The organism is Bradyrhizobium sp. ISRA436, from assembly GCF_029910015.1.
Taxonomy (GTDB): domain Bacteria; phylum Pseudomonadota; class Alphaproteobacteria; order Rhizobiales; family Xanthobacteraceae; genus Bradyrhizobium.
In genome coordinates, this window is record NZ_CP094519.1 from 2,298,717 (window position 1) to 2,316,299 (window position 17,583).

At 64.0% G+C, this 17,583-nt stretch carries 13 protein-coding genes; 7 read left to right on the forward strand and 6 right to left on the reverse strand.

Going from position 1 to position 17,583, the window contains the following annotated elements; all coding sequences use genetic code 11:
* Positions 1-9: 9 nt before the first annotated feature.
* From MTX23_RS10845 to MTX23_RS10855, 3 genes are all read left to right on the forward strand, one after another.
* On the forward strand, positions 10-1,032 hold the full coding sequence (locus tag MTX23_RS10845) for a trypsin-like peptidase domain-containing protein (protein ID WP_280976622.1): 1,023 nt from the start codon (positions 10-12) through the stop codon (positions 1,030-1,032).
* A gap of 252 nt (positions 1,033-1,284) precedes the next feature.
* A complete protein-coding gene (locus MTX23_RS10850; protein ID WP_280976623.1) occupies positions 1,285-1,524 on the forward strand; it encodes a hypothetical protein in 240 nt (79 codons plus the stop codon).
* A gap of 61 nt (positions 1,525-1,585) precedes the next feature.
* Positions 1,586-2,935, forward strand: coding sequence for an IS701 family transposase (locus MTX23_RS10855; protein WP_280972939.1), 1,350 nt, complete (start codon positions 1,586-1,588; stop codon positions 2,933-2,935).
* 139 nt (positions 2,936-3,074) lie between these two features.
* Here the strand turns inward: MTX23_RS10855 and MTX23_RS10860 are convergent, their stop codons facing one another.
* The 6 genes from MTX23_RS10860 to MTX23_RS10885 form a co-directional block, all read right to left on the reverse strand.
* Positions 3,075-4,862: an adenylate/guanylate cyclase domain-containing protein gene (locus MTX23_RS10860; protein WP_280976624.1), complete on the reverse strand. Its 1,788-nt coding sequence runs from the start codon at positions 4,860-4,862 to the stop codon at positions 3,075-3,077.
* Positions 4,863-5,528: 666 nt separating this feature from the next.
* The gene (locus tag MTX23_RS10865; RefSeq protein ID WP_280976625.1) at positions 5,529-6,308 is read right to left on the reverse strand and encodes an alpha/beta hydrolase; all 780 of its coding nucleotides are present in this window, start codon (positions 6,306-6,308) and stop codon (positions 5,529-5,531) included.
* Positions 6,309-6,311: 3 nt separating this feature from the next.
* Positions 6,312-7,607, reverse strand: coding sequence for an O-acetylhomoserine aminocarboxypropyltransferase (locus MTX23_RS10870; RefSeq protein WP_280976626.1), 1,296 nt, complete (start codon positions 7,605-7,607; stop codon positions 6,312-6,314).
* A 45-nt stretch (positions 7,608-7,652) separates the two neighbouring features.
* Positions 7,653-8,957 carry a nicotinate phosphoribosyltransferase gene (gene pncB / locus MTX23_RS10875; RefSeq protein ID WP_280976627.1) on the reverse strand — a complete coding sequence of 435 codons (1,305 nt, stop codon included), beginning with the start codon at positions 8,955-8,957 and terminating at the stop codon, positions 7,653-7,655.
* Between the two features lie 61 nt (positions 8,958-9,018).
* Positions 9,019-12,561: a molybdopterin cofactor-binding domain-containing protein gene (locus tag MTX23_RS10880; RefSeq protein WP_280976628.1), complete on the reverse strand. Its 3,543-nt coding sequence runs from the start codon at positions 12,559-12,561 to the stop codon at positions 9,019-9,021.
* The gene (locus tag MTX23_RS10885; RefSeq protein ID WP_280976629.1) at positions 12,561-13,028 is read right to left on the reverse strand and encodes a (2Fe-2S)-binding protein; all 468 of its coding nucleotides are present in this window, start codon (positions 13,026-13,028) and stop codon (positions 12,561-12,563) included. The genes MTX23_RS10880 and MTX23_RS10885 overlap by 1 nt, the downstream gene beginning before the upstream one ends.
* A gap of 294 nt (positions 13,029-13,322) precedes the next feature.
* On the opposite strand from MTX23_RS10885, the gene MTX23_RS10890 reads away from it, so the two are divergent.
* From MTX23_RS10890 to MTX23_RS10905, 4 genes are read left to right on the forward strand one after another with little or no spacing between them, the layout of a single operon-like run.
* A complete protein-coding gene (locus MTX23_RS10890) occupies positions 13,323-14,771 on the forward strand; it encodes a 6-hydroxynicotinate reductase (RefSeq protein WP_280976630.1) in 1,449 nt (482 codons plus the stop codon).
* The gene (locus tag MTX23_RS10895; protein ID WP_280976631.1) at positions 14,768-15,676 is read left to right on the forward strand and encodes a UPF0280 family protein; all 909 of its coding nucleotides are present in this window, start codon (positions 14,768-14,770) and stop codon (positions 15,674-15,676) included. Before MTX23_RS10890 ends, MTX23_RS10895 begins: the two co-directional genes overlap by 4 nt.
* A 13-nt stretch (positions 15,677-15,689) precedes the next feature.
* Positions 15,690-16,274 (forward strand): amino acid synthesis family protein, encoded by a 585-nt coding sequence (locus MTX23_RS10900; protein WP_280976632.1) that lies wholly within the window; start codon positions 15,690-15,692, stop codon positions 16,272-16,274.
* A gap of 29 nt (positions 16,275-16,303) precedes the next feature.
* A complete protein-coding gene (locus tag MTX23_RS10905) occupies positions 16,304-17,503 on the forward strand; it encodes an ABC transporter substrate-binding protein (RefSeq protein WP_280976633.1) in 1,200 nt (399 codons plus the stop codon).
* Positions 17,504-17,583: the final 80 nt, after the last annotated feature.

The following is a 17,583-nucleotide window of genomic DNA, read 5'->3' on the forward strand; positions in this document are numbered from 1 at the left end:
ACTCTCGCCATGTTGGATTATACTTCAGATATCGCCGATGACAGGCCGTCATCGCGAACGGCTGACGCTTCCCGGGACAATGACCGGGTCTTGCTGGATGCCTATTCCAATGCCCTGATCGACGTGACCGAACGCGTCGGACCGGCGGTCGTCCGCGTCGAAACCGGACCGAAGGTGCGCAACGCCCGCGAGCGGAGCGGGCTCGGCTCGGGCATCGTGATCTCGCCCGACGGGCTCGTGCTGACCAACAGCCACGTGGTCGGATCGTCGAAGGAGATCCGGCTTCGTGACACCGAGGGCTTCGTCACCGACGCGCATGTGCTCGGCGTCGATCCCGACACCGACCTCGCATTGCTGCGGGCCGATGGCGCGCGCGATCTGCCCTATGCCTCGCTCGGCAATTCCAAGACCTTGCGGCGCGGCCAGCTCGTGGTCGCGATCGGCAATCCGCTCGGCTTTGAATCGACCGTGACCGCCGGCGTGGTATCGGCGCTGGGCCGCTCGATCCGTTCGGTCAGCGGACGGACCATCGAGGACGTGATCCAGACCGATGCGGCGCTCAACCCCGGCAATTCCGGCGGGCCGCTGGTGTCGTCAAAGGCGGAGGTGATCGGCATCAACACCGCGATCATCAATGGCGCGCAGGGCATCTGCTTTGCGGTCGCCAGCAACACCGCGCAGTTCGTGCTGTCGGAGATCATCCGCCACGGCTATGTCCGCCGCGCCTATATCGGCGTCGCCGGCCAGACCGCGCCGGTGCCGCGGCGGCATGCCGTGCTCGCCGGCGTCGAGAACAAGATGGGCGCGCTGCTGATGCAGATCGAACCCGACAGTCCTGCCGCGCGGGCAAGCCTGCTGCCGGGCGATGTCGTGATCAGGCTCGACGGGATCGAGATCAACGGCGTCGACGATCTGATCCGCGCGCTCGATCACAGCCGGATCGGCCGGACCCTGTCGATGGACGTGCTGCGTCTCGGCCGTCTTCGTGCGATCGATATTCATCCGATCGAGCGCAAGCCTGCGAAACAGTGACGACAATCCTAGCCGCGCGTGAGGTGCACCCTCTCCTCTCATGTCCGCCGTAGCCTTGGCGAAGGCGGATGTGGGAGAGGGTGGCGAAATCGAGCGAAGCGAGATGAAGCCGGGTGAGGGATTCTATCCGCGAGTTCGTCTGCCGAGAGAACCCCTCATCCGGCGCCGTAGCCGACGCTCCGCGTCGGCGTTGCTTAGAAACGGCGGCCATTAGCCGCCTGTGCCACCTTCTCCTACAAGGGGAGAAGGAAAGTGGAGTCTGTGGCAGCGCTACCGCAACGCCGCCAACAGTTCGTCGGGCTGCTCGACCATCATCATGTGGCCGGCAGCACCACAATGCGGGCATTCGGCGTCGCGGCATCGTCCGCCAAACTGCGCCTTCGCCATCCGAGGCGTGCCGCTGGCACCCGCGTGGAAATTCTTTCCGACCACCTGCGTGGTCGTGCTCGTAAGCGTTTTGGCTACGCGATCCGTGTGGACCGACTAGGCTAGCACTACTTTGGCAGATTATCGCTTTTACTGCGTTTTTTAGGATTCCCGAATCGATTTTTCAATGATTCATGGGTGGTCGGCTCTCGGAGGGCTGACCATGGCGGAGTGGGAAGACGAACTCGAACGCTGGCTGAAGCCGTTCCTGGATCGGTTGGGTCATAGGACCCGGCGGCGGATGTGTCCATTGTACGTTGCGGGATTGATCGGTCCCGGCGACCGCAAAAGCGTTCAGCCGATGGCGGAGCGCCTTGCCGCGGGCAACTACGATCAGTTGCACCATTTCATTGCCGACGGTGTCTGGGACGCGACTCCGCTGGAATCTGAACTGTTAAATCAGGCCGACCGGCTTGTCGGCGGCAAGGACGCGGTGCTCGTTATTGACGACACCGCAATGCCGAAGAAGGGCGAACGCTCGGTTGGCGTCGCGCCTCAATATGCGTCCTCTCTTGGCAAAACGGCAAATTGCCAAACGCTGGTGTCGCTGACCCTTGCGCGCGGCGAAGTGCCAGTAATGGTCGCGCTGCGTCTCTTTTTGCCCGAAAGCTGGACGAGCAATGTGTCTCGTTTGAAGCGTGCTCGCGTGCCGATCGAACACCGAACGGCACGATCCAAGCCGGAAATTGCTTTGGCCGAGGTTGACCGAGCGATGGCAGCCAACGTGCGCTTTGGATGCGTGCTGGCGGATGCAGGATACGGGCTTAGCGCACCGTTTCGACAGGGGCTAACAGAACGCGGCCTGGCCTGGGCCGTCGGCATCCCTCGGCATCTCAAGGTGTATCCGGTTGATGTACAGCTCATTTGGCCGATTACCAAAGTCCGCGGGAAGCCACGAAAGCACCACGTACCAGATGTCTTATCGATTGCGGCAGAACAAATGCTGGCCAGCGCCAAATGGAAAACCGTGAGTTGGCGCAGCGGAACGAAAGGTCGTCTGACAGCCCGATTTGCTGCTGTCCGTGTCCGCACCGCCGACGGCCCTCCGCAGCGGATTTGGGACAAGGGTCAGCAGCATCTCCCAGGCGACGAGGCCTGGCTCATTGGCGAGCAACGCGCCTCCGGGGAGAAGAAATACTATCTCGCCAATCTCCCGGCGGCGACGGATCTGCGCACGCTGGCCGCAACCATCAAGGCACGGTGGATTTGTGAGCAGGCGCATCAGCAGTTGAAGGAGGAGCTTGGACTGGATCACTTCGAAGGGCGATCATGGCAAGGTCTTCATCGCCACGCCCTGATGACCATGATTGCCTACGCCTTCCTGCAACATCGTCGCCTCGCACACGCGGGGCGGAAAAAAAAGAATCAACGGGCCTCCGCCTCAACCAACCATGCCCGCCGTACGTCACGCCATCGTCGATCTCATCCTTCGGCCGCCGTCTCAGCAGTGCCCATATTGCCGAAAGCAAATCCTTGAAAAGCAGTCGCGCAAACACATTCTGCCAAAGTAGTGCTAGGGCGTGTACGCATAAACGTGCAAAATGTCGGGTCTTGGAAGCGAAGCGGAAATCTTGTGCTCGTCCTGAGCTTTACGGGGTGTGACCCAACTCGGACATTTACGTCTCAGGCACCCCGGCCATACGCATGCCCTCACAGATGCGCTCGCGTCCAGCGAGATATGCCGCATTGTCGCTTGAGGCGGTGGTGCGCAAGCGGCGGATAGTGAAAGTCGAGTTGAGAACAAGTCCAGCATTCACGGCGGCCTGTGCCTGATCTAGCTTGCCGAGCAGCGCGAGCGCTGCAGCCAGCTGAAAATGAGCAACGGCGTGATTTCGATTTGCCTCTAGGCACCGCTGCAGCCAAGCGATTGCTTCGGCATCGGCGCCGATCTGCAACTTGGCGATGCCAATAAACTGCATCCAGCGAAACGCGCCAGTATCACGAGGAGAAAGGCGGAATGCTTCGTTGACGTGCGCTTCGGTTTCCGCGCCAAGACCAAGAAAATATTTCCCCAAGCCGATGCAGGCGTGAGCTTCGGCCAAATTGCGATCAAGCGTCAATGCCTGTTCACATTCGCGAATGCCTTGAGCGGGACGGTTCGTAACCATCTGGACGACGCCCAGAAACAGATGGGCCAGAGCATACCTCGGAGCCATCGACAGAGCCTTGGTCAGTGCAGCCTCGGCCGCTGCGAGGAGAGCGTCACGGTTGTCAACCATGGAGGTCGAAGCACATGTCACGTCGACCCTTCCTGTTCCGACCAGCGCGTCAACATTGTCGGGATCAAGCGCCAAGGCACGTTCGTAAAAGTGCCGCCCTTGCATCATGTACTCGGACGTCATCCCCTTGTTGAGGCAAGCTTCCCCCTGAAAAAACAAATCCAATGCGTCCGGATTGAGCGAACGCTCGGCTCTCCGGGCCGCAGCCTCAATAAGTTGAGTATTCAATGTGTTGGCGAGTCTCGATACGATTTCGTCTTGCATATCGAAAAGATCAGCAACGGGTTCGTCGAAGCGTTCGGCCCAAAGGTAATTGCCGGTCTCTGCGTCGATCAGTTGCACATTCACTCGCAGCCGGTTGCCGCCTCGCTGCACCGAGCCCTCGAGCACGTAGCGAACGTTCAATTCGCGGCCGATCTGTTTGAGGTCGACCGCTTTGCCTTTGTACGTGAATGCTGTGTGTCGGCCGATCACGAACGAGCCTGAGATGCGCGACAAGTCGGTCGTGAGGCTCTCGGTCACACCATCGACGAAGTAGTCTTGCTTGGGGTTGCCGCTGAGGTTGAGGAAAGGCAGCACAACGATGGAGAGACGAGGCGGTGAAAGCAGGTTCGGCTTGGCGCGAGCACCCTGTATTGTCCGGTTCGATCCGTCCCCGACCATGGCATAGGCTCGGACCGGGGAAGCGATGTTTTTGAGATTTTGCTCGCCCATATCGGAAAACTCAGCCCCAACCTTACCTCGGACTTGATCGTAAGCAGAAGCCGAGATGCAGATGCCGCCCGGCTCCGCGATGCTCTCAAGCCGCGCCGCAATGTTAACGCCGTCTCCAAAGACATCATGGGGCTCGACGATTACGTCGCCGATATTGATGCCCACGCGGAAGGCAATGCGCCTGTCTTCCTCGCAGATAGTAAGTTCCTTGATGCGGGTCTGGAACTGCACGGCAGCGCGTACCGCTTCGACCGCGCTCGGAAACTCCGCCAAGAACCCGTCACCGGTGTTCTTCACGATACGGCCGCCGTGCTCCGCAATCGCAGGGGCGACAGTGTCCGCGAGGAGCGCCGTTAGCCTAGCGTGGGTAGCCTCATCATCATCATGCATGAGCCGCGAATAGCCAGCCACATCGGCGGCCAAGATCGCCGATAATCTGCGTTCAACCCGCACTGGCCGTTCTTGTACCATTGGCCCGCAATCTAATCGACGGCGCACTCTATGATGGATCCGACGGCAGTGCCAGACGTGCTCTGATCGGATGCCCACCCTAGGTGATGTCGCCTTCTGGCCCCTCTCGGACTTACGGCAATGTCCGCTTTCGCGCTCCTGTTAGGGCCATAGCAGACATCCAACGCGCGTGATCCGAGCCGCCTCGATTTATGAGTACACGCCCTGGCTCGTGATAGTCGATTATCTCCACGTCCTCCGGACCCGGTCCACCTGAACACGACCCGCCATACCGATCGAGTGCTTACCCGCCAAGTCGCCCTTGCAATGGCATGAGAATTTTCGGCCGCAATCGCGACGGACGCGTACGCGTAGGCGCTGGGGTGCAGAATTTCGGAATAATAGAAGATATCGCTGAGTTGCCCGACACGTCAAGTTGCTTGTCCGAGTGCCGGCGGCCGCCCTGCTACTTTGCATGGGGTTGTTTTCGATATTGGGGGGTGCTCACCTTCGAAGCAAGTTCTCCAACATCACCAGCAGTGGTGGCGGCAAAGGGCAGTTCGAATGCAAAAGCATCGGAGCCGGCTGAGGTGGCTGTATCCGCGGACGCAGACCTCTCATCCGGCGCGGACTTGCGTCCGAGCGACCTTCTCCCACACAGGAAGGGAAGGGGAGCCTGCGGTTCCGCTACCGCAGCGCCGCCAGCAGCTCGTCGGGCTGCTCGACCATCATCATGTGACCGGCACCTCGCAGCACCACGGTGCGGGCGTTCGGCGTCGCCGCGGCGAGTGTCTTGCCGGCCTTGGCCGGTGTCATCATGTCGCGCTCGCCGAGCACGAAGGTGGCCGGCACCTTGACCGCGGCCGCGGCAGCGAGCGCGTTCTGGTAGGCGTTGCAGGCGTTGAGGTCGTTGTACAGCACGCCGGGCCTCGCCTCCTGCAGCACCCGCTGCGCGCCCTGGTGCATCCAAAGCCCCGGCGCGAGGCTGCCGCCGAGCTCGGCCTTGAAGCCGAGGCCCCAGATCGAGACCATGTCGATCGCGGCGGGATCGTTGGCTTCGGCAGCCTTCAGCAGATCCGGGCCGACCGTCATCGTCGCGGCGGTGCCGATCAGCGCGAGGCCGGAGATCTTGTCGGGGTGCCGTGCGGAGGTCTCGAGCGCGATCAGCGAGCCCATGGAGTGGCCGATCAGCCGGGCCTTCGACGCGCCGGCTGCCGTGATCAGCGCCGCGGTCCAGTCCGCCATCTCGGCAATGGTCGGCAGCGGCTTGCCGGACGAGCGGCCATGGCCGGGCAGGTCGGGCGCCAGCACGGAGAAGCCGTGATGGGCGAACCAGCGGCTGTGCAGCGCCCAGGTCGAAGAGTCGAAGCCGGCGCCGTGGATCATCACCACGGCCGGCAGCGACGGATCGAACGGCTTGCCGCCGGTGGCGATGAAGGTGTCGATACCGTTGACGGAAAGCTGCATGGCTCAGGTCCTTTGCGAGGCGCGCAGCGCCTGGCCGAGATCGTCGATGATATCCTCAGCGGTTTCGATGCCGACCGACAGCCGCACCAGCTCCTCGCCAATGCCGGCGGCCTTGAGCTGCTCGGCGTCCATCTGCTGATGCGTGGTGCTGGCCGGGTGGATCACCAGCGTCTTGGCGTCACCGACATTGGCAAGATGGCTGATCAGCTTCAGCGACTCGATGAACTTCTTGCCGGCGGCGCGGCCGCCCTTGATGCCGAAGCTGACGATCGAGCCGGCACCGCGCGGCAGGAGCTTCCTGGCGAGCGCATGATCCGGATGGGTCTCCAGCGCCGGATGCTGCACCCAGTCGACCGCCTTGTTGGCGGCGAGGGCGTCGAGCACGGCGTGGGTGTTGCTCATGTGCCGGTCCATGCGGACGCCGAGCGTCTCGATGCCCTGCAACAATTGGAAGGCGTTGGTCGGCGACAGACAGGCGCCGAAGTCGCGCAGGCCCTCGGTGCGGGCGCGCATGATGAAGGCGGCCTTGCCGAACTGCTCGTCGAAGACGATGCCGTGATAGCCGCCATAGGGCTCGGTGAGCTGCGGGAACTTGCCGGAGGCGCGCCAGTCGAAGCGGCCGCCGTCGACGATGACGCCGCCGATCGCGATGCCGTGACCGCCCATCCATTTGGTCGCCGAGTTCATCGTGATGTCGGCGCCGAGCTCGATCGGCTGGCTGAGATAGGGCGTCGCGAAGGTGTTGTCGATCAGCAGCGGGATCTTCGCATCATGCGCGATTCTCGCCACCGCCGGGATATCGAGCACCTCGAGGCCGGGATTGCCGATGGTCTCGCCGATCACGAGCCGCGTGTTCGGCCTGATCGCGGCACGGAACTCGTCCAGCGCGCGCGGCTTCACGAACGTGGTGGTGATGCCGAAACGCGGCAGCGTGTGCGCGAGCAGGTTGATGGTGCCGCCATAGAGCGAGGCGGAGGCGACGATGTGGTCGCCGGCATTGAGCAATGTTGCGATCGCAAGATGCATCGCGGCCATCCCGCTCGCGGTGCAGATCGCACCGACGCCGCATTCGAGCGCGGCGATGCGCTCCTCCAGCACGGCGGTCGTCGGATTGGAGATGCGGGTGTAGATGTGGCCGGCGCGCTCCAGGTTGAACAATGCGGCGGCGTGGTCGGCATCCTGGAACACGTAGGACGTGGTCTGATAGATCGGAACCGCGCGCGAGCCGGTCGCGGGATCAGGCCGCTGGCCGGCATGCAGGCTCAGGGTTTCGAAGGCGGGCGGCTTGGGTGCGGGCATGCGAAACTCGTCAGGTCAGTCGATGAAAGTGATGTGCGTGCCGGTTTAGACGTGAACTGCAGTGCGAACGCGGCCGGCATTGCCGAACACGCGCAAATAGCGCTCGACCTCGGACGGGATGCCGGTCGCCTTCTCCGGGTTGTCGGAGAGTTTCACGGCGGGCCGGCCGTCGACCGACGTCACCTTGCAGACGATCGAGATCGGGTCGAGCTCGGCGGAGCCGTCGGGCGCGCAGCCGACGAAATCGTTGGTGAGGTTGGTGCCCCAGCCGAAGCTGATGCGGACGCGTCCCTTGAAGTGATGGAACGTCTCCTCGATCGAGCCGACATCCATCGCGTCGGAGAAGACCAAAAGCTTCTTCTTTGGATCGCGGCCCTTCTGCTTCCACCACTTGATGATCTCTTCGCCGGCCGTGATCGCCGGCGCGCTGTCGGGACGAAAGCCGGTCCAGTCGGCGACCCATTCCGGCGCATCGCGCAGGAACGCCTTGGTGCCGAACGCGTCGGGCAGGGCGATCAGCAGGTTGCCGCCGTAGGTGTGACGCCACTGGTCGAGAATGCGATAGGGCGCCCAGCGCAGCTCTTCATCGGAATTGGCGAGCGCCGCGGCCACCATCGGCAGCTCATGCGCGTTGGTGCCGATCGCCTCGAGGTCGTTGTCCATCGCGAGCAGGACGTTCGAGGTGCCGGTAAAGCACGGACCCAGGCCTTCCTTCACCGCCTCGACGCACCAGCGCTGCCACAGGAAACCGTGGCGGCGGCGGGTGCCGAAATCGGACAGGCGCAGGCCCTCCAGCTTGCGCAGCCGCTCGACCTTGGTCCACAGCTTGGCCTTGGCGCGGGCGTAGAGCACGTCCAGCGCGAAGCGGCCATACACCTTTGTCGCCGCGCGGGAGCGTAACTCATTGAGGATCGCGAGCGCCGGGATCTCCCACATCGTGGTGTGGGTCCACGGCCCGTGGAAATGCAGCTCATACTGGCCGTCGACCTTCCTCAGCTCGTATTCGGGCAGGCGGAAGGTCGAGAGCCAGTTGATGAAATCGGGCGAGAACATCTGGGTCTTGCCGTAGAACGTGTTACCGGCCAGCCAGATCAGCTCCTTCTTGGTGAAACGGATGGTGCGGGCATGGTCGAGCTGGGCGCGCAGCTCGCCCTCGTCGATGATCTCGGCCAGCTTGATATGGGTCGAGCGGTTGATCACCGAAAAGGTCGTGTGCGTGTCCGGGTAGCATTCCCGGATCATGCGCTGCATCAACAGCTTATAGAAATCGGTGTCGAGCAGGCTGCGCACGATCGGGTCGAGCCGCCAGCCGTGATTGTAGGTTCGGGTTGCAATATCTGTGACCGTCATGCGGGAACTTTAGCCTGCCGGACGCCGCCCGCCCAGTGGGTTTCGGCCGGAACATGGCAGGTCAGCGCGCTATGTTCTGGCGGATACGGCCGACCGTTGCGGCGATATCGGCCCATTCCGGTCTGTCCGGGGCGAATTGCCGCCTGAGGAAGGAGACAAGCTCGGCGACCTGGCCGTCGGTCATGCTGTCCTTGAAGGCCGGCATATAGCCGAGATCGGTGACCGCCGGCTTGGCGATGCCGTGCAGGATCACCTGGATCAAATTGTCCGGCGTGTCGCTGTGCAGATTGCTGTTCAGCGCCAGCGACGGCCGGCTGCCGAACAGCGGCGGTCCGCCGACCTCGTGGCAGACTGCGCAGGCGCCCTGATAGATCCGCCCGCCGGTCGAAGCGGCCGTGGTCACCGCGGTGGCGGCTTCGAGCCGTGCAGCCAGGGCCTCATGGGTCGGCCGATCGGTTGCTCTCTCGTTGAACGAGGCGAGGTAGACTGCCATCGCGCGGATGTCCCTGTCGGGCAGCGCGGCGAGCTCCTTCACGATCGGTGCCATTGGCCCCGCAGCTACGCCGTGGAAGCGGGACTCGCCCGTGCGCAAATAGGCGTACAGTTCGTCCTCGCTCCAGGGAATCGGCGCCCTCGACAGTGAGGTCAGCGCCGGCGCCTCCCAGCCCTCGGCAAAGCCGCCGGCGAGATAGGCGCCCTGCTGCTCCGCGCCGAGCGCATTGCGCGGCGAGTGGCAGGCGCTGCAATGGCCGAGACCTTCGATCAGGTAGGCGCCGCGATTCCACGCCGCGGATCTGGCGGGATCTGGCCGGAACGGGCTTGCCGGATGGAACAGCGCGTTCCATCCGGCAAGCAACGGACGCAGGTTGAACGGAAACGCCAGCTCGTTCTTCGGTGTCTCGGCTCGCACGGGCGCCTGCGCCATCAGATAGGCGTAGAGCGCCTGCAGGTCGGCATCATCAGCTCTGGCAAAATGTGTGTAGGGAAATGCAGGATAGAGGTGCCGCCCGTCGCGATGGATGCCCTCGCGCATCGCGCGCTCGAAGGCGGGGTAGGACCAGGTGCCGATACCGGTCTCAAGATCGGGCGTGATGTTGGTGGTGTAGATCGTGCCGAATGGCGTCTCCAGAGGCCGACCGCCGGCGTTCGGAACTCCGCCATCGGAGGTGTGGCAAACCGCGCAGGCGCCGAGCGCCGCCAGCTCCTTGCCGCGGGCGATCGTCGCCGCCGAATAAACCGATGCGTCGGGCCGGGCGATCGGGGCGATCGCGCGCCAGGGCAGCATGGCCGCGCCGATGCCGATGACCGCGGCGCAGGCGGCCGCAATGCCGGCAAGGAGACCGCCCCGCTTGACGAACGGATTTTGCCATCGGTCGAGCGGAGCGGGTTTGGGTGGAGCGGGAGAAGCGGGCGGGGTCGGCTGCTCACCGCGCAATCCCTTCAGGATGCGTTCCGGCGTGAACGGCAATTCGCGGAAGCGAACGCCGGTCGCGTCATAGATCGCGTTTGCAATTGCAGCGGCGCTCGGCACGGAAGCGGACTCGCCGACGCCGAGCGGCGGCTGATCCTGCCGCGGCAGCATCAGCACGTCGATCTTGGGCACGTCGGGGAATTTGATGATCGGGTAGGCACCCCATTCCCGCGCGGTCACCGCGCCGCGCTCGAAGGACACTTCCTCCATCAGCGCGCGGCTGGTCGACTGGATGACATTGCCCTCGATCTGGTGCCGCACGCCGTCCGGATTGATCATTAATCCGGAGTCCTGACCGGCGACGACGCGCGTCACGCTGACGTCGCCGGTCGTCTTGTTGACGGCGACGTCGGCGATCCACGCCGACCATGCCGCGCCGTAGCCGGGGAACTTGCTGTGCACATACAGTGCATAGGCGAAGCCGCGGCCACGAACGATGTCGCCTTCGGCCTCCGGCTCCTTGCGCACCGGGCGCGGCGTCCAGCCCGCGCGCTCGGCGACCGCGTTGACGAGATCGATCGCGCGTTTGTCTTTCAGATAGCGCAGGCGGTACTCGATCGGATCGACTTCGGCTTCGGCGGCAAGCTCGTCGATATAGGATTCATGGGCAAACGTGTTCGGCAGCGCCGAGACGCCGCGGAGCCAGGAGGCGCGCACGATCGGCGGCATGTCGTTGGCGACCACGCGCAGGTTTTCGTAGTCGTAAGGTGGGATCGCGGTGCGATCGCCCATCTCGAACACGGTCGCTTCAGGCGCGATCCGTCCGGTCAGCAGCAGCGCCAGTGTCGGCGCGCCGTTCGAAGGATAGCGCGTGGCAAAATCGTAACCGGCGACGCTGCCGTCGGCATTGAGCCCCCCATTGACGTCCATCAGTTGCGCGGTGCCCTTCGGCTCCCAGGCATGCTCCTGTTCGCGGGTGAGCTGGACGCGGACAGGACGGCCGACCGCGCGCGACAGCAGCAGCGCATCGGCGGAGACGTCGTCGGCGCAGTTGCGGCCGTAGCATCCGGCCGCTTCCATCCTGATCACGTCAATCTCGGTCTCGGGCCGCTCGAGCAGCAGCGCAAGATCGCCGCGCAGGATATGCGGGTTCTGCGTGCCGGACCAGACGCGGATCGCGCCATCGCTGTAATCGGCGACCGCGCAGGAGGGGCCGATCGAGCCGTGCATCTGGTAGGGCCAGACATAGGTCCGCTGCATGGGCTTGGCAGCAGCCTTGATCGCAGCGTCGACATCGCCCTTGTCGATTAGCTGGCGCGGCGCCGATGGATTGGCGCGCAGCGCCTTGTCGAGATCAGCAAGATCGGTCAGCGCCGGGCCCGGCTTCCAGGTCACCTTGAGCTGAGCCGCCGCCTTGATCGCGTTCTCCTCGCGCTCCGCGACCACGCCGACGAAATCGCCGATACGCACCACGGCGACGATGCCCGGAATGTCGCGCACCGAACTCTCGTCAACCGCGATCAGGCTGGTGCCGACGAAGGGGCCGGCATCGACACCGGCATAGGGCGGGCGGACGACGCGCCCGTGCAGCATGCCGGGCAGGCGGACGTCGTGGACGTAGACCAGCTCGCCGGTGGCTTTTGCCGGCAGGTCGACCCGCGGCACCGACTTGCCGACGATGGAATAAGCGCTCACAGCCTTGACGGGAATGTCGTCAGCCAGTTCAAGTCGGATGGTCTCGTTGGCAATCAGTTCGCCATAGCTGACACTGCGATTGTCCTTGCCGCGGATCAGGCCGTCTTCGATCGAGAGATCATCGACCGGCAATTCCAGCCGTTCGGCCGCGCGCGAGACCAGGAAATGTCGCGCTTGAGCTGCGGCCCTGCGCAGGGGAATGGCCGTGATCTGGATCGTCTCGCTCGCGATCGTCGCGCCCTGGTTCGGAACCACGGCGGTGTCGCCGAGCACAACGACGACGCGGGCAAAGGACACGTCGAGCTCTTCGGCGACGATCTGGCCCAGCGCGGTGCGGATGCCGGTGCCGAGATCGACGTGGCCGTTGTAGGCGTTCACCGCGCCATCGGCGGTGATCGTGATGAACGTCTCGAATGCGCCGTCCGCGCCCTGTGTCAAGGGTCGAACGACCGACAGCGCGCCGCGCAGGCGTTGCTCTGATGCCCCGGGCGCCGTCATCAATCGCGCGCCTCGAGCGAATGTCCGGCGGCGCGCATAGCGGCTCTAACAATCTCGATATGCGCGCCGCAGCGGCAGAGATTGTAACGCAGCGCCTCCAGCACCTCATGCTCGGAGGGGCTCGGATTGCGGGTGAGCAGCGCCTTGGTGGTGATGATCATGCCGTTGAGGCAGTAGCCGCATTGCGCAGCCTGCTCGCGGATGAAGGCATCCTGCACGGGATCGGGATGCTCGCGCGTGCCGAGGCCTTCGAGCGTCACGATGTTGCGTCCCATGCAGCCTTCGATCGGAATCACGCAAGCGCGCGCGGCAACGCCGTCGATCAGCACCGCGCAGGCTCCGCATTCGCCGAGCCCGCAGCCGTATTTCGGTCCGTTCAGTTCAAGATCATTGCGCAGCACGTAAAGCAACGCGGTGTCGGGAGCAGCGTCGACATCATGATTCCTGCCGTTCACGGTCAGGCGCATTGCCTTGGTTCTCCCCTCGCGTTTGCGCTGCAACGTCAGCGTCAAACCGCTGAGGAGGATAACGTTTGTATACAAACGTGCAAGCGGCGGCATGCCGCGCTGCAGCGTGTGCCCGCTTAATGAACAGGGCGCCTAGGCAAATGAGCTATTATTCGGCAGCGGCAGCTTTTGACTGCAAAGGCCGCTTGACAGGTCTTAAGCTCACGCGCAGGATCATTCGTATACGAACGATATCAGCGGGCGGACGGAAGCGCAGTATGATCGACCGCCGCCACAAGTCCAGGCTTGGTCACGATGGCTGACACAATGACGGTCACTGCCGGCGACAAGATCCGCTGCGATGCCTGCCCGGTGATGTGCTACATCAAGCCGGGCGCGGCCGGGGCTTGCGACCGCTATGCCAATCAAGATGGCACGCTGGTTCGCGTCGATCCGCATGTCGTGCTGGAGCGAACTGTCTCGCATGGCGGGAAGCTGGTGCCGTTCCAGGTGAGCGGCGACTGGGACGGCAAGATCGTCCGTCAGCCCGATATCTTCGTCACCGCGATCGGCGCGGGAACCACCTATCCGGACTACAAGCCGGCGCCCTTCATCGTGTCGTCGGAGGTCGACGGCGTCGACATGGTCACCGTCGTGACCGAGGGCATTTTCTCGTATTGCGGCGTCAAGGTGAAGATCGACACCGACCGCTATCTCGGCCCCGAAACGGCGGCTGTTCGCGCGGACGGCGAGGCGGTCGGGCACGTCACGACCAGCGAATATGGCTCGCAGATGCTCTCGCTCGGCGGCGTGCATCATCTGACCGGCGGCTCGAAGAAGGAAGGCCGCGTCACCTGCGACACGCTGATGGACCTCTCCAATTGCAAGGCGGTGGAGCTGACGATCGACGGCGGCGCCACGGTGGTCGTGCAGGCCGGCAAGCCGCCGATCGTCAATGGCGTGGCCGAGGAGCGCATGCGGGTCGGCTGCGGCTCGGCGACGATCGGCATGTTCGCCAAGCAATGGCACGGCAAGGTCGACGAGGTCGTGGTGGTCGATGACCACATCACCGGCGTGCTCAGCGAGCATCAGGCCGGCAAGCTGCTCGATATCGCCGACACCGGCATCAAGATGAAGGGCCGGCGCTCGACGCCGGGCCGCTATTTCCAGGTCGCCGAGCCCGGCACGGGGTGGGGCGGCACCAATATCTCCGATCCACTGTCGATCCTCGGGCCCTTCAACCCGAAGGAAGCGCGGCCCGGACTGACCATGCTGATGGTCTCGACCACGGGCGAGCATGCGTCCTACTATGTGCTCGATGAGGCGCTGAGGCCGATCGAGACCGAGATGCCCGCTGACCTGAGGCTTTCGGTCGAGCGCATCCAGGAGAATTGCGAACCGGCGCTGTGCACCGTGCTGTTCATGGGCGGAGCGGGCGGATCGCTGCGTGCTGGCGTCACCGACAACCCGGTGCGGCTCACGCGCTCGGTGAAGGACGCGCTGACGCGGGTGACCAGCGGCGGCGCGCCGGTGTACGTCTGGCCGGGCGGCGGCATCACCTTCATGGTCGACGTCACGCAGATGCCGGCAGGCGCGTTCGGCTATGTGCCGACGCCGGCGCTGGTGGCGCCGATCGAGTTCACGATGAAACTTTCCGACTATGCGGCGCTCGGCGGCCACATGGATTATGTCCGGCCGCTGTCCTCGCTGCGGGACACCGCCGAGGTTCGGCCGATGCCCTATATCCCCGGGCGGCGCGCATGATCCGGCTCCCGCAAATCGCGCTTCTTCCTGACGGCAAGCGGCTGCATTTGCAGGACGGTCCCATTGATTTGATCATCGAGGCGAAGGGCGGGGATGCCAACGTCGGTGCCGCCTATCAGGCGGCTGCGCAGCGCTTCACCGGATTGCTGGACGAGCTCTGTGCCGAGCTCGCCTTGCTACGCAGCGCAGCCGATCCCCGGCATTGTGCGCTGAAGGGCGTCGTTGCGCGGCGGATGCATGCGGCTGTCGCGCCGTTTGCCGCCGACTGTTTCATCACGCCGATGGCGGCGGTGGCCGGTTCCGTCGCCGAAGAAATCCTTGGTGCGATGCTGCGGGCGGCGCCGCTCGACCGCGCCTATGTCAACAATGGCGGTGATATAGCGCTGCATCTGACCGGTGGCGAACAGTTCATCGTCGGCCTGATGGACCGGCCGGACCGCCATGGCGTGATGCGCACCATGACCATCGATGCCGACATGCCGGTCCGCGGTATCGCGACCAGTGGGCGTCACGGCCGCAGCTTCTCGCTCGGTATTGCGGACGCCGTCACGGTGCTGGCGCGCAGCGCGTCGCAGGCGGATGCCGCCGCGACCGTGATCGCCAATGCCATCGATCTGCCAGGCCATCCCGCGATCGTCCGTCTTCCTGCGAATGAACTGCAGCCGGACAGTGATCTCGGTGCGCGGCTTGTGACCCGTGAGGTCGGACAGTTGTCGGAGGCCGAGGTCGGGCAGGCGCTGGAGGCGGGCGTCAAGCAGGCGCAAGACCTCCTGATGTCGGGATTGATCGAGGGCGCGGTATTGCGTCTACTGGGTGAAACGCGTCTCGTCGGTGCAACTGTAAACAGAGCGCCGGTATCGCACGCGTTTCAAAAAACAACGATAGCAAACATGCTGCAGGCATGACCGGGAGCAAGGGATGAGTGCCGTCATTCGCAAGATCGTCACCGTGGTGGAGGAAACCCATCTGGAGATGGGCAAGACCATCGCACCGCCGACCCGGCGGGCCGCTGCGATTGCCGTGATCGAGAACCCATTCGCCGGCCGCTATGTCGAGGATTTGTCGCCGCTGATTGCGATTGGCGAGGAACTCGGCGAACTGCTCGCGAAGCGGGCAGTGGCCGCGCTCGGCATCGACGGCGCCAAGGCGCACAGCTACGGCAAAGCCGCCGCCGTCGGCGAAAATGGCGAGCTCGAGCATGCGGCCGCGATCTTGCATCCGAAGATGGGGGCGCCGGTGCGGAAAGTGCTGTCCAAGGGCGCAGCGCTGATCCCCTCGTCGAAGAAGCGCTCCGGTCCGGGCACGACGCTGGATATTCCGCTCGGCCACAAGGACGCAGCCTTCGTGCGCAGCCATTTCGACGGCATGGAGGTCCAGATCAACGATGCACCGCGCGCAAACGAGATCATGGTCGCGGTTGCCGTGACCGACAGCGGGCGGCCGCTGCCTCGCGTTGGCGGGCTGACGATTGACGAGATCAAGGGCGAAGACGGATTGCGATAATCTGTTTGAAGAAAAAACTGGAGGATGGGATGCGTGGGTATTTCGTAAGCGCCGGATTGGCGATCGCGGTCGCGACCATGGCGAGCAGCGCCATGGCGCAAAGCGAAATCAAGATCGGTGAGATCAACAGCTACTCGCTGCTGCCGGCGTTCACCGAGCCCTACCGCAAGGGCTGGCAGCTCGCGGTGGAGGAAATCAACGCCGCCGGCGGCATCAACGGCAAGAAGCTTGTCGTCATTTCCAAGGATGACAACGGCAAGCCGGCCGACGCGCAGACCGCCGCGAACGAGTTGGTCTCGAGCGAGAACGTCGCGATGCTGACGGGCACCTTCCTGTCGAATATCGGGCTCGCGGTGAGCGATTTCGCCAACCAGAAGAAGGTGTTCTTCCTCGCCGCCGAGCCTTTGACCGACGCCATCACCTGGTCGAAGGGCAACCGCTACACGTTCCGCCTGCGACCCTCCAACTACATGCAGGCCGCGATGCTGGTGGAGGAGGCGGCGAAGCTGCCCGCCAAGCGCTGGGCGACGATCGCGCCGAACTATGAATATGGCCAGTCGGCCGTCGCGGTGTTCAAGAAGCTGATGTCCGCGAAGCGGCCCGATATCCAATGGGTCGACGAGCAGTGGCCGCCGCAGGGCAAGATCGACGCCGGCCCTGTCGTGCAGGCGGTTGCCGCCGCCAATCCGGAAGCGATCCTCAACGTCACCTTCGGCGCCGACCTCGTGAAGCTCGTGCGCGAGGGCAACACCCGCGGCCTGTTCAAGGATCGCAAGGTGGTCAGCTTCCTGACCGGCGAGCCGGAATATCTCGATCCGCTGAAGGACGAGACGCCAGAGGGCTGGATCGTCACCGGCTATCCCTGGTACTCGATCAAGACCCCGGAGCATGAGGCGTTCCTGAAGGCCTATCAGGCCAAGTACAATGATTATCCGCGGCTCGGCTCGATCGTCGGCTACCAGACCATCAAGTCGGCGGCCGCGATCCTCGCGAAGGCGAACTCGACCGATCCGGAGAAGCTGATCGCCGCGGCCGAGGGGATCTCGGTGTCGTCGCCGTTCGGCGAAATCACCTTCCGCAAGATCGATCACCAGTCGACGCTCGGGGCCTTCACCGGAAAGACCGCGCTGAAGGATGGCAAGGGCATCATGGTCGATACCGCCTATCGCAAGGGCTCGGACTATCTGCCAAGCGACGCTGAAGTCGAGAAGATGCGGCCGAAGGATTGAGTCGACTTCTCCCTCGCCCCGCTCTTGCGGGGAGAGGGTCGGGGTGAGGGGCTTTCTCGGCGAGTGAGCATGCGGAGAGT